Annotated in this window: 16 protein-coding genes; 9 read left to right on the plus strand and 7 right to left on the minus strand. The window is 40.4% G+C overall.

All coding sequences use genetic code 11. The annotated features are described in order from the left end of the window. Window positions 1-37 precede the first annotated feature (37 nt). The gene (locus G0029_RS02300) at window positions 38-1,564 is read right to left on the minus strand and encodes a fumarate hydratase (RefSeq protein WP_078189659.1); all 1,527 of its coding nucleotides are present in this window, start codon (window positions 1,562-1,564) and stop codon (window positions 38-40) included. Between the two features lie 858 nt (window positions 1,565-2,422). Between G0029_RS02300 and G0029_RS18540 the strand changes: the two genes are divergently transcribed. The 3 genes from G0029_RS18540 (at window position 2,423) to G0029_RS02310 (ending at window position 5,851) form a co-directional block, all read left to right on the plus strand. Continuing rightward, window positions 2,423-2,614: a hypothetical protein gene (locus tag G0029_RS18540; RefSeq protein WP_413782958.1), complete on the plus strand. Its 192-nt coding sequence runs from the start codon at window positions 2,423-2,425 to the stop codon at window positions 2,612-2,614. Between the two features lie 344 nt (window positions 2,615-2,958). Continuing rightward, a complete protein-coding gene (locus G0029_RS02305; RefSeq protein WP_180106301.1) occupies window positions 2,959-4,179 on the plus strand; it encodes an OprD family outer membrane porin in 1,221 nt (406 codons plus the stop codon). A 49-nt stretch (window positions 4,180-4,228) separates the two neighbouring features. Continuing rightward, entirely contained in the window at window positions 4,229-5,851 is a 1,623-nt protein-coding gene (locus G0029_RS02310) for an alkaline phosphatase D family protein (RefSeq protein ID WP_180106303.1), read from the plus strand. Between the two features lie 152 nt (window positions 5,852-6,003). Here G0029_RS02310 and G0029_RS02315 read toward each other — a convergent pair whose 3' ends face one another. The 4 genes from G0029_RS02315 to G0029_RS02330 all read right to left on the minus strand — a co-directional run bounded on the left by G0029_RS02315 (window position 6,004) and on the right by G0029_RS02330 (window position 12,114). After that, on the minus strand, window positions 6,004-6,678 hold the full coding sequence (locus G0029_RS02315; protein ID WP_180106305.1) for an acid phosphatase: 675 nt from the start codon (window positions 6,676-6,678) through the stop codon (window positions 6,004-6,006). Between the two features lie 259 nt (window positions 6,679-6,937). Next, a complete protein-coding gene (pta, locus tag G0029_RS02320; protein ID WP_180106307.1) occupies window positions 6,938-9,079 on the minus strand; it encodes a phosphate acetyltransferase in 2,142 nt (713 codons plus the stop codon). 59 nt (window positions 9,080-9,138) lie between these two features. Further along, window positions 9,139-10,356 carry an acetate/propionate family kinase gene (locus G0029_RS02325; RefSeq protein WP_111884043.1) on the minus strand — a complete coding sequence of 406 codons (1,218 nt, stop codon included), beginning with the start codon at window positions 10,354-10,356 and terminating at the stop codon, window positions 9,139-9,141. Between the two features lie 492 nt (window positions 10,357-10,848). After that, a complete protein-coding gene (locus G0029_RS02330) occupies window positions 10,849-12,114 on the minus strand; it encodes a glutamate-5-semialdehyde dehydrogenase (RefSeq protein WP_180106309.1) in 1,266 nt (421 codons plus the stop codon). A gap of 303 nt (window positions 12,115-12,417) precedes the next feature. Between G0029_RS02330 and G0029_RS02335 the strand changes: the two genes are divergently transcribed. Then, complete coding sequence (locus G0029_RS02335; RefSeq protein WP_180106311.1) at window positions 12,418-13,746, plus strand: alpha/beta fold hydrolase; 1,329 nt, start codon at window positions 12,418-12,420, stop codon at window positions 13,744-13,746. A 28-nt stretch (window positions 13,747-13,774) separates the two neighbouring features. Here the strand turns inward: G0029_RS02335 and G0029_RS02340 are convergent, their stop codons facing one another. Further along, the gene (locus tag G0029_RS02340; RefSeq protein WP_180106313.1) at window positions 13,775-14,644 is read right to left on the minus strand and encodes a class I SAM-dependent methyltransferase; all 870 of its coding nucleotides are present in this window, start codon (window positions 14,642-14,644) and stop codon (window positions 13,775-13,777) included. Between the two features lie 130 nt (window positions 14,645-14,774). Beyond that, window positions 14,775-15,797 carry a beta-N-acetylhexosaminidase gene (gene nagZ, locus G0029_RS02345; RefSeq protein ID WP_180088981.1) on the minus strand — a complete coding sequence of 341 codons (1,023 nt, stop codon included), beginning with the start codon at window positions 15,795-15,797 and terminating at the stop codon, window positions 14,775-14,777. A gap of 200 nt (window positions 15,798-15,997) precedes the next feature. On the opposite strand from nagZ, the gene G0029_RS02350 reads away from it, so the two are divergent. The 5 genes from G0029_RS02350 (at window position 15,998) to G0029_RS02370 (ending at window position 24,510) form a co-directional block, all read left to right on the plus strand. Next, window positions 15,998-18,208 (plus strand): carboxy terminal-processing peptidase, encoded by a 2,211-nt coding sequence (locus G0029_RS02350; RefSeq protein WP_180093328.1) that lies wholly within the window; start codon window positions 15,998-16,000, stop codon window positions 18,206-18,208. 435 nt (window positions 18,209-18,643) lie between these two features. Beyond that, window positions 18,644-20,710 carry an EAL domain-containing protein gene (locus G0029_RS02355; RefSeq protein WP_180109684.1) on the plus strand — a complete coding sequence of 689 codons (2,067 nt, stop codon included), beginning with the start codon at window positions 18,644-18,646 and terminating at the stop codon, window positions 20,708-20,710. Between the two features lie 242 nt (window positions 20,711-20,952). Next, window positions 20,953-22,545, plus strand: coding sequence for a peptide chain release factor 3 (locus G0029_RS02360; RefSeq protein ID WP_078192693.1), 1,593 nt, complete (start codon window positions 20,953-20,955; stop codon window positions 22,543-22,545). Window positions 22,546-22,651: 106 nt separating this feature from the next. Beyond that, window positions 22,652-23,479: a hypothetical protein gene (locus tag G0029_RS02365; RefSeq protein WP_180106317.1), complete on the plus strand. Its 828-nt coding sequence runs from the start codon at window positions 22,652-22,654 to the stop codon at window positions 23,477-23,479. 74 nt (window positions 23,480-23,553) lie between these two features. Further along, window positions 23,554-24,510, plus strand: coding sequence for an RsiV family protein (locus G0029_RS02370; protein ID WP_180106319.1), 957 nt, complete (start codon window positions 23,554-23,556; stop codon window positions 24,508-24,510). Window positions 24,511-24,515: the final 5 nt, after the last annotated feature.

The raw sequence follows: 24,515 nt of genomic DNA on the forward strand, positions 1-24,515 counted from the left end.
GATAGGGTGCTTTTTTTAGATCTTGAATGTGGCGAAATTAGTTCGCAGCAGCATCAACTACTGGGATTTTACCAATTTTTGCTTGCCAGATTTTTGGTGCAGTCGCGTGTACAGAAGTACCATTTACGTCAACAGCTACAGATACTGGCATGTCTTTTACAACAAATTTGTAGATCGCTTCCATACCTAAGTCAGCGAAAGCAACCACTTCAGCTTCACGAATCGCTTTCGATACTAAGTAAGCAGCACCACCGACAGCCATGAGGTAAGTTGCTTTGTTGTCTTTGATTGCTTCAACAGCAGCAGGACCACGATCCGCTTTACCAATCATACCGAACATACCAGTTGCTTCAAGCACTTGACGTGTGAACTTATCCATACGTGTTGCAGTTGTTGGGCCAGCAGGACCAACGACTTCGTCACCGACTGGATCAACAGGGCCAACGTAGTAAATAAATTTACCTTTTAGGTCAACTGGAAGTTCTTCACCTTTGTTTAACATGTCAACCATACGTTTGTGCGCAGCGTCACGACCTGTATAGATTGTACCGTTAAGAAGCAGTGTGTCACCTGGTTGCCAAGAGTTCATTTCTTCTTGAGTAATGTTGTCTAAGTCAACACGTTTAGACGTTGATGAATCCCAAGTCACTGCAGGGTAGTCTTCAAGGCTAGGCGCTTGAATATGCGCTACACCAGAACCGTCTAATTGGAAATGCGCATGACGAGTTGCAGCACAGTTTGGAATCATACCTACTGGTTTACCCGCAGCGTGACATGGGTAGTCTTTGATTTTGATATCAAGAACAGTGGTTAAACCGCCAAGACCTTGAGCACCAATACCTAAAGCATTTACTTTTTCGAAGATTTCGATACGAAGTTCTTCGATTTGGTTTTGTGGGCCACGACGAAGGAGTTCGTCCATGTTGATTTCTTCCATCAATGCTTCTTTTGCAAGCATCATGGCTTTTTCAGCAGTACCACCAATACCGATACCGAGCATACCAGGAGGACACCAACCTGCACCCATTGTTGGAACAGTTTTAAGTACCCAATCCACGATAGAGTCAGAAGGGTTAAGCATTGCAAGCTTAGATTTATTTTCTGAACCACCACCTTTAGCAGCAACAGTAATATCAACTTTATTACCCGGAACGAGTTTGTAGTGAATTACAGCAGGGGTGTTGTCTTTGGTATTTTTACGACCAAAAGCAGGATCAGCTAATACTGATGCACGAAGAATGTTTGAGTTTTCAAGATAACCTTGACGTACACCTTCGTTGATTGCATCGTCTAGGCTCATGGTTAAATCAAATTTAACGTCTAAGCCCACTTCAAGAAATACGTTTACAATACCCGTATCTTGACAGATAGGACGATGGCCTTCTGCACACATACGAGAGTTAATTAAAATTTGTGCAATCGCGTCTTTTGCGGCTTTGTTTTCTTCACGGTCATACGCACGGCTCATCGCTTGGATGAAGTCCTGTGGGTGATAGTAAGAAATGAACTGAAGCGCATCTTTTACCGATGTGATCAAGTCATCTTGCTTGATAATAGTTGTCATACAAATATCTCTTGAGCGGGCTGATAGCTAGCGGGCTAAATTATAAGACAAAAACACAGTTGTGTGGGTATTTCGCTTAATCTTTGGCCGAAAGTTTAATAGGCTTAAACAGCACCATGTTTCGCTGTCATAAATGGGCTGAAAATGACGTTTTAACTGTCATATTTCATGAAATATTTGTCACAAAACTAGAGCTTAAAATTTATATTGATTGTTAAATTACTGAAAATAAATAATATTTATTATTTTTTAATATTTCATATTTGTCATATAACTGTCATAAAACTTTTACATAATGACGTCATCAAAGTTAGAGTGTGAAATATATGGTTACTCCAGTGTTGTCAGTTATTGGTTTTTCTCTGTTTATCGCAGCAACTTGGTTCTATGGTCAACAAGAAGATCAAGCCTAAAGCTTTATCTTCTTTTTTTTGCTTAAAATTTTATAAAAATAATATTCTTCTTCAAATCTTCAAATCTTCAAATCTTCAAATCTTCAAATCTTCAAATCTTCAAATCTTCAAATCTTCAAATCTAATCATGAGTAATAGCTAATTTTTAGTCTTTGCGTCAGTGTGTGTGATAATCATCGATGATCTTTGTTGCTTTCAAATTTTTTACAAAACTTTAATTATAAACACTAAGTTTTGAAGTAATTAATTGAGAAATAAAATAAAAATGAGCTCTGTTACTGTACGTTAAACTGTTGAATCAGATTGGGATATACTGAAAAATTTACAGCTCAAGGCATTACATGACAGTCCTGATGTATTTATAGCAACATATGAGAAAACTAAAACTCATAGTGACTCTGAATGGCGTGATAAAACTGCGCAAAAAAGACCATGCCAGTTTCTATTGGCATTTGACGGAATGAGAGCTGTAGGCATGGTTGGAGGTACTATTGATAAACAGCATGAATTTACTGTAGTTGCAATGTGGTTGTATGAGAATTATCGGGGAAACAGTGTTGCTGATCTTTTAATATCTAGTCTACAAAATATGCAGCAAACCAAGGTTATACAAAAATTGTACTTCGTGTTGAATTAACTAATTTACGAGCTACTCAATTTTATTCTAAATAAGGTTTTATAAAAGTTCTTGAGCAATCTTCTTTAAAATCAGGCTTAGAGCTAAGCAGTCAAAAAATGGAGTGCTTGTAGTCCTTTTTATGGTCAACTTTTTTTCGTATATAAGTGCTTAAAAAAAATAACTCTAATTTTTATATTATCAAATATTTATATTTAACTTTTGTTTTATTTTTCATGTAATTGTCATGGGATTGCAAGTGTATTGTCATACAGAGTCTTTAGGTTATTGCAGTATTTCTCAAGGACCAAAGAGGTTAGACGTTGAATTACAAAGCACTCATCTGCTGTATGGTTTTCACCCCCATGCTGACAATGCAGGCAGCACAAGCAGAATTTATTGAAGATAGTAAAGCAGAAATAGATTTTAAAAATTATTATTTTGATCAAGATCAAGAGCCTAACGATAAAGATTCGACAGTTTGGGGACAAGGTATTGAATTGAGTTATCAATCTGGCTTTACCGAAGGTCAAGTCGGTTTTGGTTTAGATGCTACTGCGGCAGCAGGTATACGTTTAGACGGCAGTAAAGATAAAGCCAAAAATTCGTTGATGTTTCCTTTAGAGGGTGATGGTAGTCCAACAAATTATTGGACACGTGCATATCCCACTTTAAAAGCGCGCTATCAGAAAACTGATGTAAAAGTCGGAGAGTTACGCCCTAATTTGCCCATTTTAAGTCGAAGCTTTGCTCGCTTGCTCGAATCTGCCTATTTAGGTGGTCAAGTCACTTCTAAAGATGTAAAGGGATTGACTTTAACGGGTGGTTACGTCACTAAAGCAATTCCACGTGCATCACGAGATGCGTCAAAGCTTTCTATTAAAGGCGCGACTGAAACCAGTGATGGGTTTATGTTTGGCGGTGCGGACTGGAAGCCCAATAAAAATTTAACGCTACAGTACTATGCAGGTGAGCTAGATGATTTTTATGTACAGCAATTTATCGGCGTGAAACACAAATTTCCATTCAGTGAAAACCAGAGTTTTAATACGGACTTACGTTTATTTGATACTCAAGCGACTGGAGCTAATGAGCGTGGTGAAAAAGGCTATGGTGCCAAAGTAGATAATCAGACAGCCAGTGTAGACTTCAAATACAAATTTAAAAATCATCAGCTGCAATTTGGCGCGCAAAAAATTGGTGATGATGGCGATTTTCTGCATATGAATCAGGGCAGTTTAGATAATGGTGCGGATGGTACGTTCATTTATTTGCCAACAAATCGTCTGTTGCAGAACTTTACTAATGCAGGCGAAAAGTCCACATGGTATGGCTATCGATATGACTTCAATAATCAATACTTAAAAGGCTTAAATGTATCGTTCCTGAAAGTACAAGGACGTGACTTTGGTAAATGTGGTTGTGCAACTGAGTCCGAAATTGACTATACCTTGCGTTATAAAGTGCCGGAAGGCAAATTCAAAAATTTAGGTTTTACCGCTCAATACGGAAAATTCAAAAAAAGTACAGGAACAAAGCAGGAACAAAGCCGTATCTACTTGACCTATACCATGCCAATTTTCTAATCCAAAACTGATCAGATTAATTTATTAATAAGTTTATAGAGAAATAAAAATGAATCATATTAATTCGAATCGTCGTCAATTCTTAAAGGGTTTGATGGGATTCGGGTCTTTAGCGTTATTTTCTGGACTGAGTCCAGTAAGCACGTGGGCAAATGCCAAATTTCCGATTAGCCCATTTCAATTAGGTGTTGCCTCAGGTGAACCTTGGCCAGATGGCTTTGTGATTTGGACGCGTGTTGCACCATATCCACTTTCTGTAGATGGTGGGATGCCGAAGGAAGCTGTTGAAGTGGATTGGGACATTGCTACAGATATTGAATTTAAGAAAATTGTGCAAACTGGGAAGGCGCAGGCACATCCTGACTTACATCACACAGTACATGTAGAGATAAGTGGTTTAGCACCGATGACACGCTATTATTATCGATTTAGATTGGCTGGTTATGAAAGTTCTGTAGGTACAGCAAAATCGGCGCCAGCAGCACATCAAATGCCAGAACGAGTTCGTGTTGCTGTAGTAGGTTGTCAGCATTATGAAACAGGCTATTACACGGCTTATGATTACTTGAGCAAAGAGAAAGAGATAGATTTAGTTTTCCACTATGGTGACTATATTTATGAAGGACCAGAGGGTAAAGGCGGGGGACGTGCAATTGGAGATCTAAGAGTTTCAATTCCTGCACGTCAACATATTGGTCCTGAAATTCAAACTTTACTGCAATATCGTATTCGTTATGCGCAGTACCGTGCGGATCCTGATTTACAAGCTGCACATGCCTCTGCACCTTTTGCAATGACCTTTGATGATCATGAAGTGGATAACAACTGGGCTGCAAATATTGAAGAAAAAGGCGAGAAGAAAGACATATTTTTACTGCGCCGCGCAGCAGCGTTTCAAGCGTGGTACGAATATATGCCTGTACGCTTAAAACAGAAGCCGAATGGTCCAGATATCCTTGCTTACCGTACTTTAGATTATGGCAAAATGCTACGGATGAATATTTTAGATACACGCCAATACCGTTCTCCAATTTTATGCACCAAAGCTCAGTTAGAAGATGGGTTTGATAAAGTAGATTACTGCCGTACGGAAAATAGCCGAAATGAGCAGGTTCTTGGTAAAGCACAAGAGCAATGGTTGGCGAAGCAAATGCGCCATGATAAGCGTTGGAATGTCTTGGCACAGCAAATTCAGGTTATGCCTTGGGTACGTTATAACAAATCAGGCAAAGCTTATTTTGGGAAAGATACGTGGAATGGCTATCCATACGCACGCGAGCGCTTGATTGAATCTATCAAAAAAAATGCACCTCATGGTAATACAGTAATTTTATCAGGAGATTTGCATCAATATTTTGCAGCGAATATTCCAAGTGATTTGAATGATTTTAAGAGCCCATCGATTGCAACTGAATTTTTAACTACATCAATAACCTCTACCGGCAATGGTCAACCAATTCGTCCAGGGCAGGAAGATGTGCTGAAGTTAAATCCACACATCAAATTTATCAATGATCAACGCGGTTATCAGACTTTAGACTTTTTTAAAGACTATATGCGTACAGACTTAAAGGTTCTAGACTTTGTTGAAAAACCAGGTGGAAAAATGACGACCGTAGCAAGTTTTGAAGTGGCTTACGGCAAGCCAGAACTGAAGCAGATTGAATCTTAATAAAACGGTATCAAAATACTTCTGCTAAATTAAATAAAGCGCTTAGATGGTTCTAAGCGCTTTATTTTTATATTGGATATGCACATCTATTAAAAACCACTGCCCATGCATGTGATCTACTATCTATGCAATGAGACAAGATGCTGATTTTTTTAATCAGATTTTGTATGTGTGGCAGAGATAAGGTGGTTAATTTCAGTTTTGGCTTTAATCATATCGGCTTGGAACTGTGGATCTGCCTGCAAGCGTGAAAATTGTGCTGCACCCATAATACGGCCAGCATCGACATCACTTTGCCAATGCATATTGCACACGACTCGGCTTTGACCAAATTCAATACCACGTTTAAGAATTTGACTTTGACGCTCAGGACGTAACTCTGCTAAGACTAATGCATATGTCCAACCGATAGTTGTATGTCCAGAAGGATAGGAAACATATTGATTTTTTTCATTTTCTTCTTCAGGGGTACAAGTGCTGACATTAAAATAGCCATATGGACGTTCACGGCTATATTTCTTTTTTGCAGTTTGAGTAGAGTATCTACTATCAAGTTTAATCTTTCTTAAAATTTCAAATAAAGTAGGTGTATTTTTCTCATTAATTTCTACGCCAAATGCAGATGAAAAAGGTCGCCCTAAGTGTGCATTTGAAACATCAGCATCAATTTGTGCTTGCTGCCAGCGAGCCGTATTTTTCAAATATTGAGATTGTTTAAAAATACTTTGATCACGAATAAAATCTCCACTATAGGCTTGTGGAGGAGTAGATAATATTTCAAGACTATTTGGAGCTGAGTCAGGTGTTAGATATGAATCTGCGGCCATGGAGTGTGCGCTTAAGCAAACCCATATTAATGTAGAGATGGCACATGGAGTATAAAATTTTAAGTTTGTCATGATATAGCTAAGTTTTGAATAATTAAAAAAGCGCTCATACCATAAGCAATAATATTGACTCTAAGATGACAAGAATTAATAAGATGAAAATTATCGCAATATAAATAAGATTGAAATGCGGGAAAATCGGAATGAATAAAAAACCACCCAATCTTTCGAAAGGGTGGTTTAGAACTCGAAACTAAAATTAAGCTTTTTGCTGTTCAGATTGAATTGCCGTTAATGCAATGGTAAACACGATGTCATCGACCAATGCGCCACGAGACAAGTCATTTACAGGCTTGTTTAAACCTTGCAGCATTGGGCCAACACTGACTACATTTGCAGAACGTTGAACTGCTTTATAGGTTGTATTACCTGTATTTAAGTCTGGGAAAATAAATACATTGGCACGACCAGCCACTTTCGAGTCAGGTGCTTTAGAGCGTCCCACACTTTCCACCGATGCAGCATCGTATTGAAGCGGGCCATCAATAAGTAAGTCTGGGCGGCGTTCTTTGGCAATACGTGTTGCTTCAGCCACTTTTTCGACATCTGCACCTGTACCAGAAGTACCTGTTGAATACGAAATCATTGCGATACGTGGGTCAATACCAAAAGCTTTCGCTGAATCTGCAGATTGAATCGCAATCTCTGCAAGCTGTTCTGCATTTGGATCTGGATTAATTGCACAATCACCATATACATAGACTTCATCTGGTAACAGCATAAAGAACACAGAAGAAACCAGTGAATAATCAGGTGCAGTCTTAATCAATTGGAATGCAGGACGTACGGTATTCGCCGTAGTATGTACTGCGCCTGAGACTAAGCCATCCACCTGATCGAGTGCAAGCATCATGGTACCTAAAACCACAGTGTCTTGTAGCTGTTCACGTGCTTGTAGATCATTGAGTTTACCTTTACGCAGCTCAACCATTTTAGGCACATAGTTTTCACGAATCAGATCTGGATCAATAATTTCCAAATCATGTGGAAGTTCGATATTACGTGCTTTTGCAACTTCAATCACGGCTTCAGGTTTTGCCAATAAAATACAGTGTGCAATGCCACGTGATTGACAAATGACAGCCGCCTGAATGGTGCGTGGTTCATCGCCTTCAGGTAGAACAATTCGTTTTTTCGCAGCAATCGATTTTTGTACCAATTCATGACGGAATGCAGAAGGGGACAAGCGTGGTTGATATGAACCATTTAATACTTCAGTAATCCACTCAGCATTGATGTGGCTTGAAACAAAGCGAGTCACTTGCTCTGCACGTTCGACGTCATCGACAGGAATTTCATTGCCTAAATTTGAAAGTTGTTGTGCCGTTTCAAAAGTGCTTAAAGGCGTATGTAAAATCGGTAAGCCTTGCTTAATCGCAGTTTGGCAGAAATCCAAAACTTGTGGGTTCGGTTGATGGTGTTCAGTCAAAACCAAACCGGCAAGTGGAATACCATTGCTACTTGCAAGGCTAGAAGCCAACAACACATCAATACGGTCAGAGGCGCTGATAATCAGTTCGCCTGCCACAAATTTGTGAAGTTCATGTTCAATATTAGAGGCAACTAAGCTGCTATGCAGTACGCGGCGATGAGCAGCATCGCCTTGGTTGATCCATTCTGATTGAATATGCGTCGCCAAGTCAGACATGCGCGGTACGCTGAGCGTATTACTAAATGGAACGAGGCCAATGACAGGTAGCTGTGTAGAACCAATTTGCGGATTACTTTGTTGTAATTCGAGTACAAATTTATTGGTATCACTGATTAAACGCAGATTTGGATCAAGCGTGACAGGAATTTGCGCAGATTCTTCTGGCAAACCACGTGTGCGCATAAACAACAGGCCCGCAGTACGTTCAGATGCTGCACCACCGAAATGGCGTAGAGAACTGTCAATTTTCTCAGCAGTTTTCGTGGCATTTTGAATATCTGCTGTGCTGACAATAATTACTTTAGCATCAAGAGCTTTTGCTAATGTCGCGTTCAGTTCTGAGGCAAAGTTATCTCGGCTGTTTGGAACCAAGCCTTCAACAATAATCAGATCATGCTTTTTTGCAATTTCACGGTGCAAACGAACTGCTTCTTCGAGCAATTCATCACTTTCATCATGACTCAGTTGTTTCACGATGGTGGCATGATGAATGGGTTCTACCGTTTCATTATTAAATAAATGACGATAAAGAGCCGTTGTACGGTCTACAGTATCTGCGACATTTTCCTGTGAAAATGGTTTCAGAAAACCTGCTTTGACCCCTTGGCATTCCAAAGCATAAATTAAACCTAAGCATGCAGATGTTAAACCTACACCTTCCCCAGTTGGCACGAGTAAAATTGTTTTCATACGGTGTCTAAATTAAAGCTAAAAATTAATATTGAAGGCGAAGGGGCTGATGCGATTGCTTATGCAATCGCAGCTTCAGCATCAGACTTTTTTGTAGCAGACGCTGTCACCTCGTCTACAACATGCTCAGTTTCTTTGGCAATACGGCCTTCTTCATCGGTTGGAACAACCCAAATTTGTGGGCCAGTACCGTGGTCAATACGACCTTCAGTACCGCGTTTTAAGTTGTCATTTAATTCTTTACTCAGGTTGAAACCAAAGTGTGGTAAGTATGAAACCGTTTTTTCACGAATGTAGGCAGAGTTTTCACCAATACCACCGGTAAAGAATAAACCGTCAATACGTGGTAGACCACAGCTTAAACCTGCTAAAGATTTAGCTAAACGGTAGCAGAAAACTTCAATGGCAAGTGCGGCATCTTCGTTGCCTTGTTCCGATGCTTCGATCAACGTACGCATGTCATTTGAAAGATCAGACAAACCGAGTAGGCCTGATTGGCTGTTCAGCATCTTGTCGATTTTGTAGATATCCCAACCTAAGTTGCTTGCAAGGAAGCTGTGAATACTTGGGTCGACATCACCACTACGTGTGCCCATCACCACACCTTCAAGAGGTGTTAGTCCCATTGACGTATCTACAGATTGACCATTCCAAATCGCACAAGTCGAGCTACCATTGCCCAAGTGAGCAGTTAACCAGCCACCTTGTTTAAAGCTACCTGCCAACATTGAGCCACGCTCAGATACGTAGGCATGGCTAGTACCATGGAAGCCATAACGACGCACGTTATGCTGTGTGTACAAGAATTTTGGTAATGCATAACGGTATGCATGAGACGGCATTGTTTGGTGGAATGCTGTATCAAATACGGCTACTTGCGGAAGTTCAGGGAACAAACGCATCGTTGCTTCGATACCCACCAAGTGAGCCGGGTTATGCAATGGAGCAAGTGGAGTTGCTTCACGAATACGTTCAATAATTTCTGGTGTTAAGAGCTCAGCTTTGGTTAATGTACCGCCGTGAACAACGCGGTGACCAATCGCTTGAGGATTATGGTGAGCCAAACGCTCTAAAATAGTTTCAAGGGCTTTTTCATGGTCAGCATGTGGAATAGACAGCTCAAGCGCATCACCACCTGTAGTGACCCCTTTAATACGTGCATCAGCAGAACCTAGGTTCTCGGCTAGACCAAAAATACGATCTTCACGGCGCTCAGAAACTAACGCATATTTGATAGAAGAAGATCCGCAGTTAATTACTAATACTGATGTAGACACGTTTAAATACCCGAATTCTAATTGAAATACTTATCCATAATATTGATCTGATTGCAGTTGTATTGATTGATACAATTTAGATCTGTGATGATGTTTTATCATGGGTTTTTTTATCGTCCTAGATAGACTTTAGGAGATTAGACTTAAGCACTATCGACCCTGAACACAATAATAATTAAAATTTATCAGTTCATAGTTTTCATTTATTAATAAAATAGTCCTCAAAATTTATACGATTTAAGGGATATACATAGAACATAACATGCGTTCGCTGCGCTGTAATCCTCAAATTGTTGCAAAAAAGCAGGTAAATTTAACTTTTCTCATTCTTCTTAAGTATTTAATTGTCAAAAAATCTGTTTTCGATTCTATATCCTGTGTGTTTGCAGGCTTATATTTCAATATGTGAACCCTGGGTCTAGTTTTTTAAATCGCCATAAAAAAGCTGTGCCTTTAATCAGAAAAGCACAGCTTTCATTGTCTTATTGGGTGTTATTGGCGAATTTGACCATCACCAAATACAATCCATTTTTGAGAAGTCAGACCTTCTAGACCGACTGGTCCGCGTGCATGGATTTTATCGGTTGAAATACCAATCTCAGCACCAAGACCATATTCAAACCCATCCGCAAAACGAGTTGAGGCATTGATCATCACTGAACTCGAATCTACACGCGCTAAGAACTGACGAGCCAGACTAAAGTTTTCGGTAATGATTGAGTCTGTATGGTGAGAGCCATATTTGTTGATGTGCTCAATTGCTTCGTCTAAGCCTGTAACAACTTTCACTGCCAAAATCGGGCCTAAATATTCGGTGTACCAATCTTCCTCAGTTGCAGGAACAATCAACTCACCCAAAATGCGCTGCGTTTCAGCACAGCCACGCAGTTCAACTTTTTTCTCAGCATAAAGTTCAGCAATGCGTGGTAAAAACTCTTCAGCGACATTTTCATCGACAAGTAAGGTTTCCATGGCATTACATACGCCATAACGGTGTGTTTTGGCATTAAGCGCAATAGGTAATGCTTTTTGCAAATCAGCCTGAGCTTCCACAAAAACATGGCAGTTACCATCAAGATGTTTGATAACAGGCACACGTGCTTCATTGGTAATACGTTCAATTAAGCTTTTGCCACCACGAGGTACGATCACATCGACATATTCAGGCATAGTAATTAATTGGCCAACCGCAGCACGGTCTGGGGTATTTATCACTTGAACGGCATGCTCAGGTACACCTGCGGCAGTTAAGCCATGTTGAATCGCTGCCGCAATTGCTTGGTTAGATTCCAAAGCTTCAGAACCACCACGTAAAATAATCGCGTTACCTGATTTAAGCGCTAAAGATGCGGCTTCAAGGGTTACATTTGGGCGAGATTCGTAAATCATGCCGACAACACCTAGCGGCACGCGCATTTTGCCCAGCTGAATACCTGTCGGACGAAAGGCCATATCGGTGATTTCACCAATCGGGTCAGTCAGTGCGATTACATCTTTTAGACCTTGAAGCATGCCTTTAAAGCGTGTGGGGGTAAGTTCTAAGCGATCAAGTAGAGCACTATCCAAGTTGTTGTTATGCGCTTTGGTCATATCCACTTGGTTAGCTGCCAAAATTGCAGTTTCACTGTTTTGTAAAGCAGTATAAATTGCTGATAAGGCATTATTTTTAGTCTGGGTAGAAGCCCCTGCGAGCACACGTGATGCTGTGCGTGCTTGCTGTCCTACCGTTTGCATGTATTGTTCAATAGACTCTTGCATAGCGGTTTGATCACTTAGAAATTTCAACTCGATATTAACAGCCTGTGACTGAACAATGAAGCACTTAAGTGCATATTCGACTGTACTTGCTGACCAGAATTAACATTTTGAAATTGTTTTTAGAGCAAAAGTAGATAAGCGGCGGGGATATCAGTTGCTTGTAAAATGAACCTCTGTATAGAATGAAACAATAGCGACATTGAAGTCGTACAAATAACGATTAAAGAGCAGGACGCTAAGTCGAGCAGAGTCTCTAAATGAATTCCTGACAATAAAAATAAGGCAGGAATGGAGGAAAGGAATATGAATTCCATTATCCAAATGGATCCCACCGTACAGGAAAGTACGCATTACAGTTTTTTCGATCTGTATGACAAGCAAAGCTTTAAACAGCCTGCCAGAACGACATGGATTGATGGCTGGAAGGTCGAATATATGGCCATTGCACAACCTGAAACCATTCATCGCACCCCGATTGTTATTATTGGTGGGGCATTTCAAAACTTTAATTCCTACAAATATTGTGTCGAACAATTATTTGCGGCAGGCCCTATTATTTTAATTGATTTACCATCCATGGGCTCAAACCAGCAAATTACCAATGTCGATACTGCGGTGTCAGCAGGGACTTTAGAGTTGGGTGATCTGGCGCAGATGTTGGGCGTTTGGTTGGATATCGTTGGGCTAGAAAAAGTATCCGTGATGGGGATGTCACTAGGTTCAGTGGTGGCAGCAGGTCTGGCAGATCAACGTCCTGAATTGATTGATCGCATGATTTTAATGGGCGTGATGCAAAAAACGCGCAAGAGTTGGCGCATGTTGCTTGAAGAATCCTTGCATTTGATGAAAGAACAACGCATGGATGAATTTGGTCAAGCGGTGATTTTGTATTTAGTCAATCATGCCAAACTGGATGTGACGCGGATGTCACCGACAGCAAAGCGTTTGTTCTTTAGACAAATGGCTGAATTCACCAATACTGAACAAGAGCGTTATGACATTAACTGTAATCGTTTGCTGCGTTTGCAGGACGTGCCGATTCCACAGTGTGATGTATTGGTGTCATGCGGGCAGTACGACAGTTTTACTTTGCCACATGAAAATGCAGGTTTTGCCTTGCAATGTCCGAATATGCAATTTGCCATGATTGCCAATGCGGATCATTTACCGCAGTTGCAACGCCGTAAGGAAACCATGAATTTGTTTGCAACTTATCTACGCGGTGAGTCTATTCAGCAGTTGGATGGGATCATTCCAATGAGCCGAGAGCAAATGCAAAATATTGAACGCCGTGGCGAAGCGCGTGTAAGTGTACAACAGCCATTCACGCATTTATCTCATCGCTATTCAGACCTCGTGGTTGACACTCAAATTATAGATTTAAATTATTTCGGCGTGTTGCTGAATGTACAGGCTGAAATGTTGGACTCCATGCACGCATATCCTCGGGATTTGGCATTACATCTAGAAGATGAAGAAGGTGAGTTTAAAATTGAATGTCTCATCTTTGACGTTGTAGATACGCAGGTTCGTGCTTTGTTTAAGCATGGTAGTTTTGAGTTGGCGGAGCGTTTATTGCGCTTTGTACAACGCCAAAAAGAAGATGTGTTGATATTAGAAGCTGTAAGTTAAAACATGAACATATAAAAAAAACAGCGCTTTAGCGCTGTTTTTTTGTTTTAGCATGGACCATCCAAACCAAATCTCCACAGTGCTGCTCTGCATCGTGAAAAGGAATCACTTGTTCTTGCTGCTGTTGTGGAAAGTATAAGGCCGGCTGAACGACTTTTACTTCTTCAAATCCTGTATGACTGAAAAACTGCTGTAATTCAGCAGGGGATTGAAAATGAAAAGTAAAAGCGCTGCGTGACATAACTTTGAGTAATTTACTACTGGCCCAAATAAAGCGTGCTAAACGGTTCTTGACGGGTTCTGGATAGATGTCGGTCAGATAATGTAATTCCTGAAACGAGGCGCCATATTCGGTGATCCCTTGCAATAACTTATTCAGTAGGGTTTGATCAAAATAATTAATCAGACCTTCGCTAATCACCACCAAAGGACGTTCAGGGTCAAAACTCTGAAAAATACGTTCAAAATCTTGAGTGAAAATGTCACCAGTTAAGACCTCAGGGGCATGCGGGTCAATTTGTTTGAGTGCTTGTGTTTTGATTTTTGCCATATCCGGCAAGTCGAGTTCACGATAGTCAATTTCAGGATGCTTGGTGCGAAAATTCCAACCGCGCGGGGAGAGGCCACAGGCAATTTCAAGGACTTGTAGCTGAGGGTGTTGGGCAATGAGTTGATCTAAATATTGATCGATCATGGCATGGCGCTGTTTAAGCGTCGAACGCATGCTACCGCCCACATTCTTTTCTGCCCAGCTTTCTAAAGGATGGACTAAACGTGCTAAAAATTTGCCTTTACGTGTGGCAAAAACGGGATGCGAAATCCCCATGCTGTACCAAATATAGCCGGTGTAATGTGCAGTAAAGGAAATGTGTCGATGTTCCGATAAACTTTGTGTCATGTCGTCCTGACCTAATGTTGTTTTTATTGGCAATTTTTGTATAGCGCCGAAGCACTTATCTTGTCTTCATCATAAATCAAAAAGGAGCACCTTGTCGTGCTCCATTTTCTAGAATTTTGAAAGTCTTGGATTAGCAATATTGATTTTTAAAATCCACAATACGGTTACGCACGTTTTGCCAGTCCGCCCCGAGTTCAATGCTTTGTCCAATCTCAATTTGTGGGATTTTACCGCGCATACGTTCTAGGCGTTCTTGATTTGGGAGAGCCAAGTTTTGAATGCCATCCAGCGCAATGCATGCAGATTCACGGTTATTACATACAAGGCCCATATCACAACCTGCATTTAATGCTGCTTGGATACGAGCATCTGCGCCGCCAGCGACACAAGCGGCTTGCATGCTTAAATCATCGGAGAATAAAACGCCATCAAATTGGAGCTCTTGACGTAAGACTTTCTGTATCCAATACGGTGAAAATCCAGCAGGATTAGGATCAATATTTTCATAAATCACATGCGCAGGCATTAAGGCATCAAGCTGTGGTTGCAGTTGAATAAAGCTTTGCATGTCTTTTTGATAGATTTCTTCATAACTACGATGGTCAATGGCAGCAGCAACATGTGAGTCTGCTTTCACCGATCCATGGCCTGGGAAATGCTTACCTGTAGATGCCATCCCCGCACGTTTCATACCTTTTAAGAAAGCACTTGCCAATGGAATAATGTCTTGCATATTTTTGGCAAAACCACGGTCACCAATCACATCACTGACATCATTTAAATCCAGCACCGGTGCAAAACTGAAATCGATGCCGACCGCAAGGACTTCGGCTGCCATCAACCAGCCACATTGTTCAGCCAGTTCAACAGCTTTTTCAGGTTCAGTTAAGTAAATTTCTCCAAACTTACCCATAGCTGGTAGGAGTGTGAAGCCTTGCTTTAAGCGTTGTACACGACCACCTTCCTGATCGACGGCAATTAAAATATCAGGACGGATTTGACGCATATGGTCGGTCAGGGCACGAACTTGTTCAGGAGATTCAATGTTGCGACCAAATAAAATCATGCCGCCAACTTGTGGTGCCTGTAATAGTTCAATATCTTCTTGGGTAAGTTCTGTGCCAGCAATGTCGAGCATTAATGCGCCAATCATATTCGGTGTCCGTGTTGGAATTTTTAAGGAAAAACAATACCTGAATTCTGCAATGATTTGCTACACTTTGTCAGCAGAGAATATGATAAAACTACACGACATAAACATATTAAGTTGTTTAAGATTTTGAATCTATTCAATTCAGGTCGAAAACCAACACGGTAATATTGGTCTTAATACCAAGGAAGTACAAATTATTTATGAAACTTCAAACATTAGCTTGTGCCGTTGCGATTGCGACAGGTGGATTCTTTTTCACTCATGTGGTGAATGACGCAATTGCTGCCAATAATACAGAAGCAGTGAGCGCGGGTACTATTCAACCCACTCAAGAACAAGCCTTGGTCTCACGTCAGCTTGCAACATTGGTAGACCGTCAACACTATTTAAATCAGCGTTTAGATGCCAATACCTCTAATCGTATTTTAGATTTTTATATTGATAGTTTAGATGCTGAACATACGTTGTTCTTGGCATCAGATATTGAAAATTATAAAAAACGTTATGGCTCAACTTTTGGTGCAAATCTCAAAGCGGGCAATTTAACAGGGCCGTATGCGATTCATGCGCAATATCGTGAGCGCTTAAAACAGTTCTACACCTATATGTTGGAAGAGCTGAAAAAGCCACAGAATTTAAATCAACCGAATAACTACATCGAAACCGATCGTGAAAAAGCGCCATTCTTTAAATCGACAGAAGAACAGCGTGCGCATTGGAATAAAATGTTGGTCTCTCAGCTGATCAACTTAACCATCAGCAAAGAAGAAGAGAAAGCCAAACAAAAAGCGTTGAAAGATGACCCAACACTGGCAAATGGTCAAGACTTAACAGGTCCTGAAGACTTAACACCTGTACAGACTTTAACCAAGCGTTATACGCGTCAGTTAGAGCGGATTAGTCGTTTAAAAAGCGATGATGTGCTTGATAAAACTCTGAATGCCATGATGCTGACGTATGATCCGCACAGTAACTATTTCCCACCTGTAGATGCGATGGAATTGAACCGTCAAACCACGCTGCAATTGGAAGGGATTGGGGTGTCGATTCGTCCTGAACGTGGCAACGAAGACTACACTAAAATTGAAACGATTGTAGAAGGTGGTCCAGCCAGCAAATCAGGACAAGTCAAGTCAGGTGATCGCATTGTTGGTGTTGCCCAAGATGGCGACAAAATGGTGGATGTGATCGGTTGGCCGAGCAATGAAATTGTCGGACTGATTCGTGGTAAACGTGGCACCAAAGTGACTCTACGTTTATTGGGTGCTGGTGCGTCCATGAATCAAGCGCGAAATGTCACAATTGTACGTGATGTGATTCAAGAAGAAGATGCAGGCGTGCGTTCACGTACCGTTGAAATTGAGCGTGATGGCAAAAAGCATAAGTTCGGTGTAATTGAAATTCCATCGTTTTACTTGAACTATCGTGCACGTCGTGCAGGTACAGACTACCGTTCTGTGTCAGAAGATACCAATAAAGCCTTAAAAACTTTAGATGCTCAAAATGTTGAAGGTATCATCATTGACTTGCGTAACAACCCTGGTGGCTCACTTGAAGAAGTGGCACGTATGCTTGGTCAAGTGATTAAATCAGGTCCAGTGGTGCAAATCCGTGATGGCAATGGCAATGTCAGCGTGTTTGAAGATGATGATGGGGGCGCGCAAACTTATGCAGGTCCATTGGCAGTATTGATTAACTTGGCTTCGGCGTCTGCGAGTGAAATTTATTCTGCTGCGATTCAAGACTATGAACGTGGTGTGGTGATTGGTAGCACCACAACGGGTAAAGGAACAGCGCAGGTACAACTTGACTCTTTAGCCTATGGTCAAGCAACCTTAACGCAACGTAAATTTTACCGCGTGACTGGCGGCAGTACCCAGAATAAAGGAGTCGTGCCTGATATTAAGTTGGTTGATATTTACAATGAAGAATTTGGTGAACGTAAAGCGAAAAATGCTTTACAGTGGGATACCATTCCTACAGCACCGTTTAAACGTGAAGGCTCGATCCAAGCCTATGTTCCCGATTTGATTAAGTCATCTCAGCAACGTGTCAGCATTGATCCGCAATTTAAATATTTAGAGCAACGTACTGCGATTGCGAAAAAGACAGAAGAGCAAAAGCGTGTGGTGCTTGACTTAGCGAAGCGTAAAGCCGAGCTGTTGGCACTAGAGCAAAAGTCTTTGGATGCTGAAAATCAGCGTCGTAAAGTGGTGGGTCAAAAACCTTATGCCAACTGGGAAAGCTACCAAGCGTCTATGGATGCATTGGTGGAGGCACGTGCAAAAATGAAGGCAAACCAACGTCCAGCACTGCCTGAAGAAGAAGTCTTTGTGACGGAAGCAGCAAACGTTCTGATGGACTATGCAAAATTACAAGGCAAAACGCATACAACAACAGCCAAAAAGTAAGTAATTCATCCATAAATAACATTGAGATGATTGCTTGAGTTTTGACAGAAAAGATGAATTTACCCATTGAAAAATAGCGAGCTACGGCTCGCTATTTTTTTGTGAGTAGGGCGATGTTCGATTTAAATCTAGAAAGCAATCTATAAATGATTCTAACTTATTCATTTTATTATGATTAGAAACTGTTCTAAAATAATAAACACCTGATGCAATTTTTATCAAAAGTTTAAGTTTTAGTGAACTTCATCAAGCTTTATTTTTTTAAATTAATCAGTTGTTTAAAATCTTGAAAGAAAGACTTGACCATTACCGTAGACTAATAGATTCTAAGAGAAAATAAGTAAGTAATTGAAAATGTAACAAGTTAAAGGGAAGAGATAGATTGGGTAATTCGGTTAAAGAAAGTGCCACGATAACCTAAGCGGAACGCTTGATATGACCCATATTCATTATGATTACAATCTGGTCGTTGGTTCAATCGTAGTTGCATTATTAAGTTGTTACTTAGCGGTTTCACTCGAACAAATGTTGTTCCGTGGAACACGACCAAGATATGAAAATGTCATTTTATTATTCAGCGGTGCAATTTTAGGTGCTGCGATTTGGTGCATGCATTTTGTAGGTATGATGGCCAGCCATTTGCCTTCAAATCATAGTTTTGATACTAGTCTTACTCTGACATCCTATTTTATTGCCTTTGTCGCGTCCACTTTTGCCGTGTGGTTAACCACACGACTGACGCTACCATTTCCTCGTTTAATTTTAGGCTCAGTTTTAATGGGGCTAGGCATTTCCGGAATGCATTACACGGGGATGCTGAGTTTAGACGTTCAGGGTTATGAGCAACGATACGAACCTTTAATTGTTATCTGTTCAATTTTAGTTGCGATCTGTGGCTCGTGTTTGGCATTTTGGCTGACATTTAAAAATAAGTATTCGTCTAAACGTAACATCATGAATGCCTTTGTTGCGGTCATGCTGACTTTTAGCATTGTTGCTATGCATTATATTGGTATGGCAGCTGTTGATTTTGTACCGCTAAACTCGATGGATGTATTGGTTGCGGCTCAAATTAACCATAATTTATTGCTATTTATTGTCTTATTTGTCACCAGTTTATTGTTGATGGCGGCCTTTAGCGTTGCAGTACTTGAGCAACGTTTAGAACATCGCAGTTTGCAATTGATGCGCGCAAATCGAGAACTGGCTAATCAAGCGGTACAGGACAATTTGACCCGTTTACCTAATCGACTATTTTTGGCTGAATATGCACATTTTCTATTTACAGAGCATCGCTTAAGACAAGATAAAATTGCTTTTATTTATATTGATATCGACCGTTTTAAAGCGGTCAATGATGTGTTTGGACACCATGTGGGTGATCAACTACTGATTCAAATTGCTACGCGTATTCACCGTTTAATTAATGATAAAGCCAAATTGCTACGAATCGGTGGGGACGAGTTTCTGATTGTGCTTGAGTCGGCAAGCAATGACTCTGCCACAGCAATGTCTGAAAAAATATTGGAATTGATGCAAGAAAGCTTTTTGATTGCAGGTAAGGAAATTAACATTTCAGGCAGTATTGGTATTGCGATGTACCCTGAACATGGTGCGAACTTACAAGACCTACTGATCAATGCAGACACCGCAATGCTGAGTTCGAAGTATCAGGGGCGTAATACCTATTCATTTTTTAATTATACCGCTGACCAATTTGAAGAAAAAAGTCAGACGAAACTGATCAATGATTTATATAAAGCGGTAGAAGAACAACAATTTATCTTATTTTATCAGCCAAAATTCAATGCCACTGATCGTGAAATTTGTGGGGTTGAGGCCTTAATTCGTTGGAATCATCCAACCTTAGGTATGCTGACGCCAAATAAGTTTATCAATGGTGCGGAAAAAACTGGACTGATTATTGCCATGGGCTATTGGGCGCTTGAAGAAGCCTGTAAGCAAATTCAGCACTGGGAAAAGCTGAATATGCCGCTGTATCCGATTGCGGTCAATTTATCGGCCATCCAGTTTGAGCATAAACATTTATTTAGTACTTTAGAGTCGCTTTTTGCACGTTATGAAATTAACCCGTCAAATTTAATTATTGAAATTACCGAGTCAACAGCGATGCATCATATCGATGCCAGTATCGTGACTTTTGAACATTTGAGACAGATGGGGATTAAAGTTGCGATTGATGACTTTGGAACAGGACATTCAAGTTTCTTGTATTTAAAAGAACTACCTGTAGATGAGCTGAAAATTGACCGTGAATTTATCCGCAATTTGAGCGTTGGCTCTAAAGAAGAAATTATTTTAGAAAGTATTATTCACTTGGCAATTCGACTGGGGCTAGCAGTCACTGCAGAAGGTGTAGAGACAGAACAACAAGCAGAAATTTTAAAACGTTTAGGTTGCCAACAGTTACAAGGATATTTGTTAGGAATGCCGATGCCAGTGGTACAGCTTGAAGAAAGCATGAAAGCGAAAGTTGAATAAGGTCATTTGTGGTCTTATCGTATTGCCAATGAGTATAGAAGAAAAGACAGTGGAATACGTTATATCGTCGATAAAAACAGGTCGTCATCCAATGTAAAACATCAAGACACGCCACGCTAAGATTTTGACTCAACCCGATGTGGTTGATTATTTTTAATGGTCAATCTGATACAATATCGCCAATTTTCCATATTGATCAGATCTGATCTTTTGCACTGCGAGTTTTGCAGTAGGTGTCTTTCATGAGTTTTAAAGAAGAATTAGCGACACAGGTCGCTCAGCGACGTACTTTCGCTATTATTTCCCACCCCGATGCCGGTAAAACCACAATGACAGAAAAACTGTTGTTATGGGGGCAGGCGATTCAGGTTGCAGGTATGGTAAAAAGCCGTAAATCTGATCGTGCGGCAACGTCTGACTGGATGGAAATGGAAAAAGAACGTGGGATTTCGATCACCACCTCTGTTATGCAGTTCCCGTTTAAAGACAAGATGATTAACTTGCTCGACACCCCAGGGCATGAAGACTTTTCTGAAGATACTTACCGTACATTAACCGCTGTTGACTCTGCGCTTATGGTGATTGATGGTGCAAAAGGTGTCGAAGATCGTACGATCAAATTGATGGAAGTGTGTCGTATGCGCGACACGCCGATTATTTCATTCGTCAACAAAATGGACCGTGAAATTCGTGAGCCATTAGAACTGCTAGATGAAATCGAAAACGTTTTAAAAATTAAATGTGTTCCGATTACTTGGCCACTGGGCACAGGTCGTGACTTTGCGGGTGTATTTAACCTACTCGAAGAAAAATTCTACGTTTATAAGGCGGGTTTCGGTTCAACCATTACGGATATTGAAGTTCGTGATGGCTATGACTATGCAGATTTGCGTGAAAAAGTAGGTGATCTAGCTTGGGCCGCATTTGAAGAATCATTGGAGTTGGTTCAAATGGCCAATGAGCCTTTAGACCGTGATGAATTTTTGGCAGGTCGTCAAACGCCAGTCTTGTTTGGTACGGCACTCGGTAACTTTGGTGTAGACCATGTGTTGGATGCATTTAGTCAATATGCACCTGAACCTAAAGCACATCCGACTCAAGACCGTAAAGTTGAAGCGACTGAAGAGGGCTTCACAGGGTTCGTCTTTAAAATTCAAGCCAATATGGACCCAAAACACCGTGACCGTATTGCATTCATGCGTATCTGTTCAGGTAAGTATGAAAAAGGCTTAAAAATGAAACATGTACGTCTAGGTAAAGATGTACGTATTAGTGATGCTTTAACGTTCCTTGCTGGTGACCGTCAGCACCTTGAAGAAGCATGGCCGGGTGACATTATCGGTTTGCATAACCATGGTACGATTCAAATTGGTGATACCTTCACTTCGGGTGAAGATTTACACTTTACCGGTATTCCTCACTTCGCCCCTGAAATGTTCCGTCGCGTGCGTTTAAAAGATCCTTTGAAGTCAAAACAGCTACAAAAAGGCTTAAAAGAACTTTCAGAAGAAGGTGCGACTCAGGTCTTTATGCCGCAAAACAGTAACGACTTAATTGTGGGTGCTGTGGGTGTGCTTCAGTTTGAAGTGGTGGCTTATCGCCTGAAAGAAGAATACAAAGTGGATTGTATTTACGAGCCTGTAAGTATCAATACCGTACGTTGGGTATCGTGTGATGACGAGAAAAAATTCAACGAATTTAAGAAAAAAGCACACGACCAATTGTCTGTCGATGGCGGTGGTCATTTAACTTATCTTGCACCAAGTCGTGTGAATTTACAGTTAATGCAAGAACGTTATCCGGATATCGTGTTCAGCAATACACGTGAACACTAAGTTGTTCTTTTACAGAAATAAAACAGCTTCTTCGTGAAGCTGTTTTATTTTGTGGTAGAGTTTTTAAATCCATACATTACGCAATCATTTGGTCGTTTAGGACATCATGAAAAAATTCAAGGATGCTACAGTTTTTGCACTTTTGGGGAGTGTTTTGCTGCTCAGTGCATGTGATTCAGGAAAAGAAAACAAAGCGACAAAGCCGGCCGATGATGGCGCTTCTGAAGCGGTCGTGATCAATCCAGATGTTTTGCCCTATTTAAATATTCGAGAGCAAGCCGCAAAAATTGCCAAACCGTTTTGTGAAAATAAAAGTTGTATTGATTTAGAGATACAAACCATTCAGACCGTAGATACGTGGTTGAATGGTTGGATTGAAAAAAATCAAACCAGCGTCGTACAAGATCAGATTGCATTAAAGCAAAATATGAATCTCCAACAAGCCGTCGATGCGTATGTGAAAAAATCAGATGCTTGGCAGGCAGAGTTTAAAACCAATAAAGCCTACGAATTGGCCATGTACACACGAGTTCCATATCAAAGAAATCAGTATGTGTTGCTGCAAATCGGTGTTGATACCAAACAGGAAAATATCACAGTCAAAGAGCGGTATTATTTTTTTGTGGCAGACCGCCGTGCGAAAAAGAATCTTAAACCTTTAGATGTTATTGAAGCAAAGCAACAGCAAAATATGGATGCTATTGTGCAACAAGCCTATAGCAAATGGTTAGATGAACAAGAGGTGGATGTCAAAAAATCGGCACCGAAAAAACTCTATTGGGGCCAAGCAGATTGGTTCTTTGATCAAGAAGGTGTCGGTTTGCATTACCGTACAGATGAAATTGTCAAAGATGGTAAACAACTGGATATTTATCTCAGCAAAGCACAAACACAACAAATATTGAAAGCTGACGTTTATCAGCATATGTTCTAATCAACGAAAGTATTTAATTTGATGAAATATTTACCAAAATAAATATCAATTATTCAAAATGAAAGGTTGAAGCAATGGTGCAAAAAAATAAAATTTGGGCAAGCTCAATATTGGCAGTTTCTGTTGCATTCACGGCGTGTCAGCCACAACAAGCTGAACCTGAAAAAAAGCCAGATCAAGCCAAAACTGAACAGCAAGATTTGAGTGCAAAACTGATTGGTGATGCGGAAAAATTACAACTGAATTTACCTGAATGTGATGGCGGGGTCTGTCCTGAAATTTCAGTTGAACGTTTAAACAGTAATCAAGCCTTTATTGATGAATTTATTGATGCGGAAATTCTAAAACAGTTAGGTGAAATTCTATCTGTATCGCCTTTAGAAGATAAAACGCTGAGTACTGATGCTCCCGCTGCAAGTGAAGTTCCTGCAGCGTCTGAAGCAAAATCTGCTTTGGCAAAGGTTGAAACGCCCAAATTAAAATTGGAAAAAGCCACGCAGCCTTACATGCAAGCGTTCTTAAAGTTAGATAAAGAGTTGAAATCTTTAAGTGCCAATCAGCAAATCAGTTTGATGATTAAACCTAAAATATTAAATGCTGAAAAACCCTTGGCAACAGTGGTTTTAAATACCAGTTCATATTTAGGTGGAGCGCATGGTTCTTCTGCACAGCAATATTACAACTTTGATTTAAGCACTCAAAAATTGGTGCAGCTCAACGACATATTATTGCCTAATCAACGTGCTGAGCTTGAAAAGCGGGGCTATGAAGTATTTAAAACTTGGGTGAAAGATGCCAAGTTGGCAGACAATATTCAAGAATACGAACAGATTTGGAAATTTAAACTGTCTGATAATTTTTATCTGAGTCAGCAAGGTTTAATTTTGCAATATGCCGAATATGAAATTGGGCCGTATGTGGTGGGTTTACCACGTTTGACCATTCCTTATGATCAATTGCAAAGTGTATTGAAAAAGCAATATCTACCTCCAGTTGAAGCTGCTGAAGCCTCAGCCGCAAAAGCAAATTAATTAGT

Origin of the sequence: Acinetobacter sp. YH12138, from assembly GCF_015218525.1 — a bacterium.
GTDB classification, from domain to species: Bacteria; Pseudomonadota; Gammaproteobacteria; order Pseudomonadales; family Moraxellaceae; genus Acinetobacter; species Acinetobacter amyesii.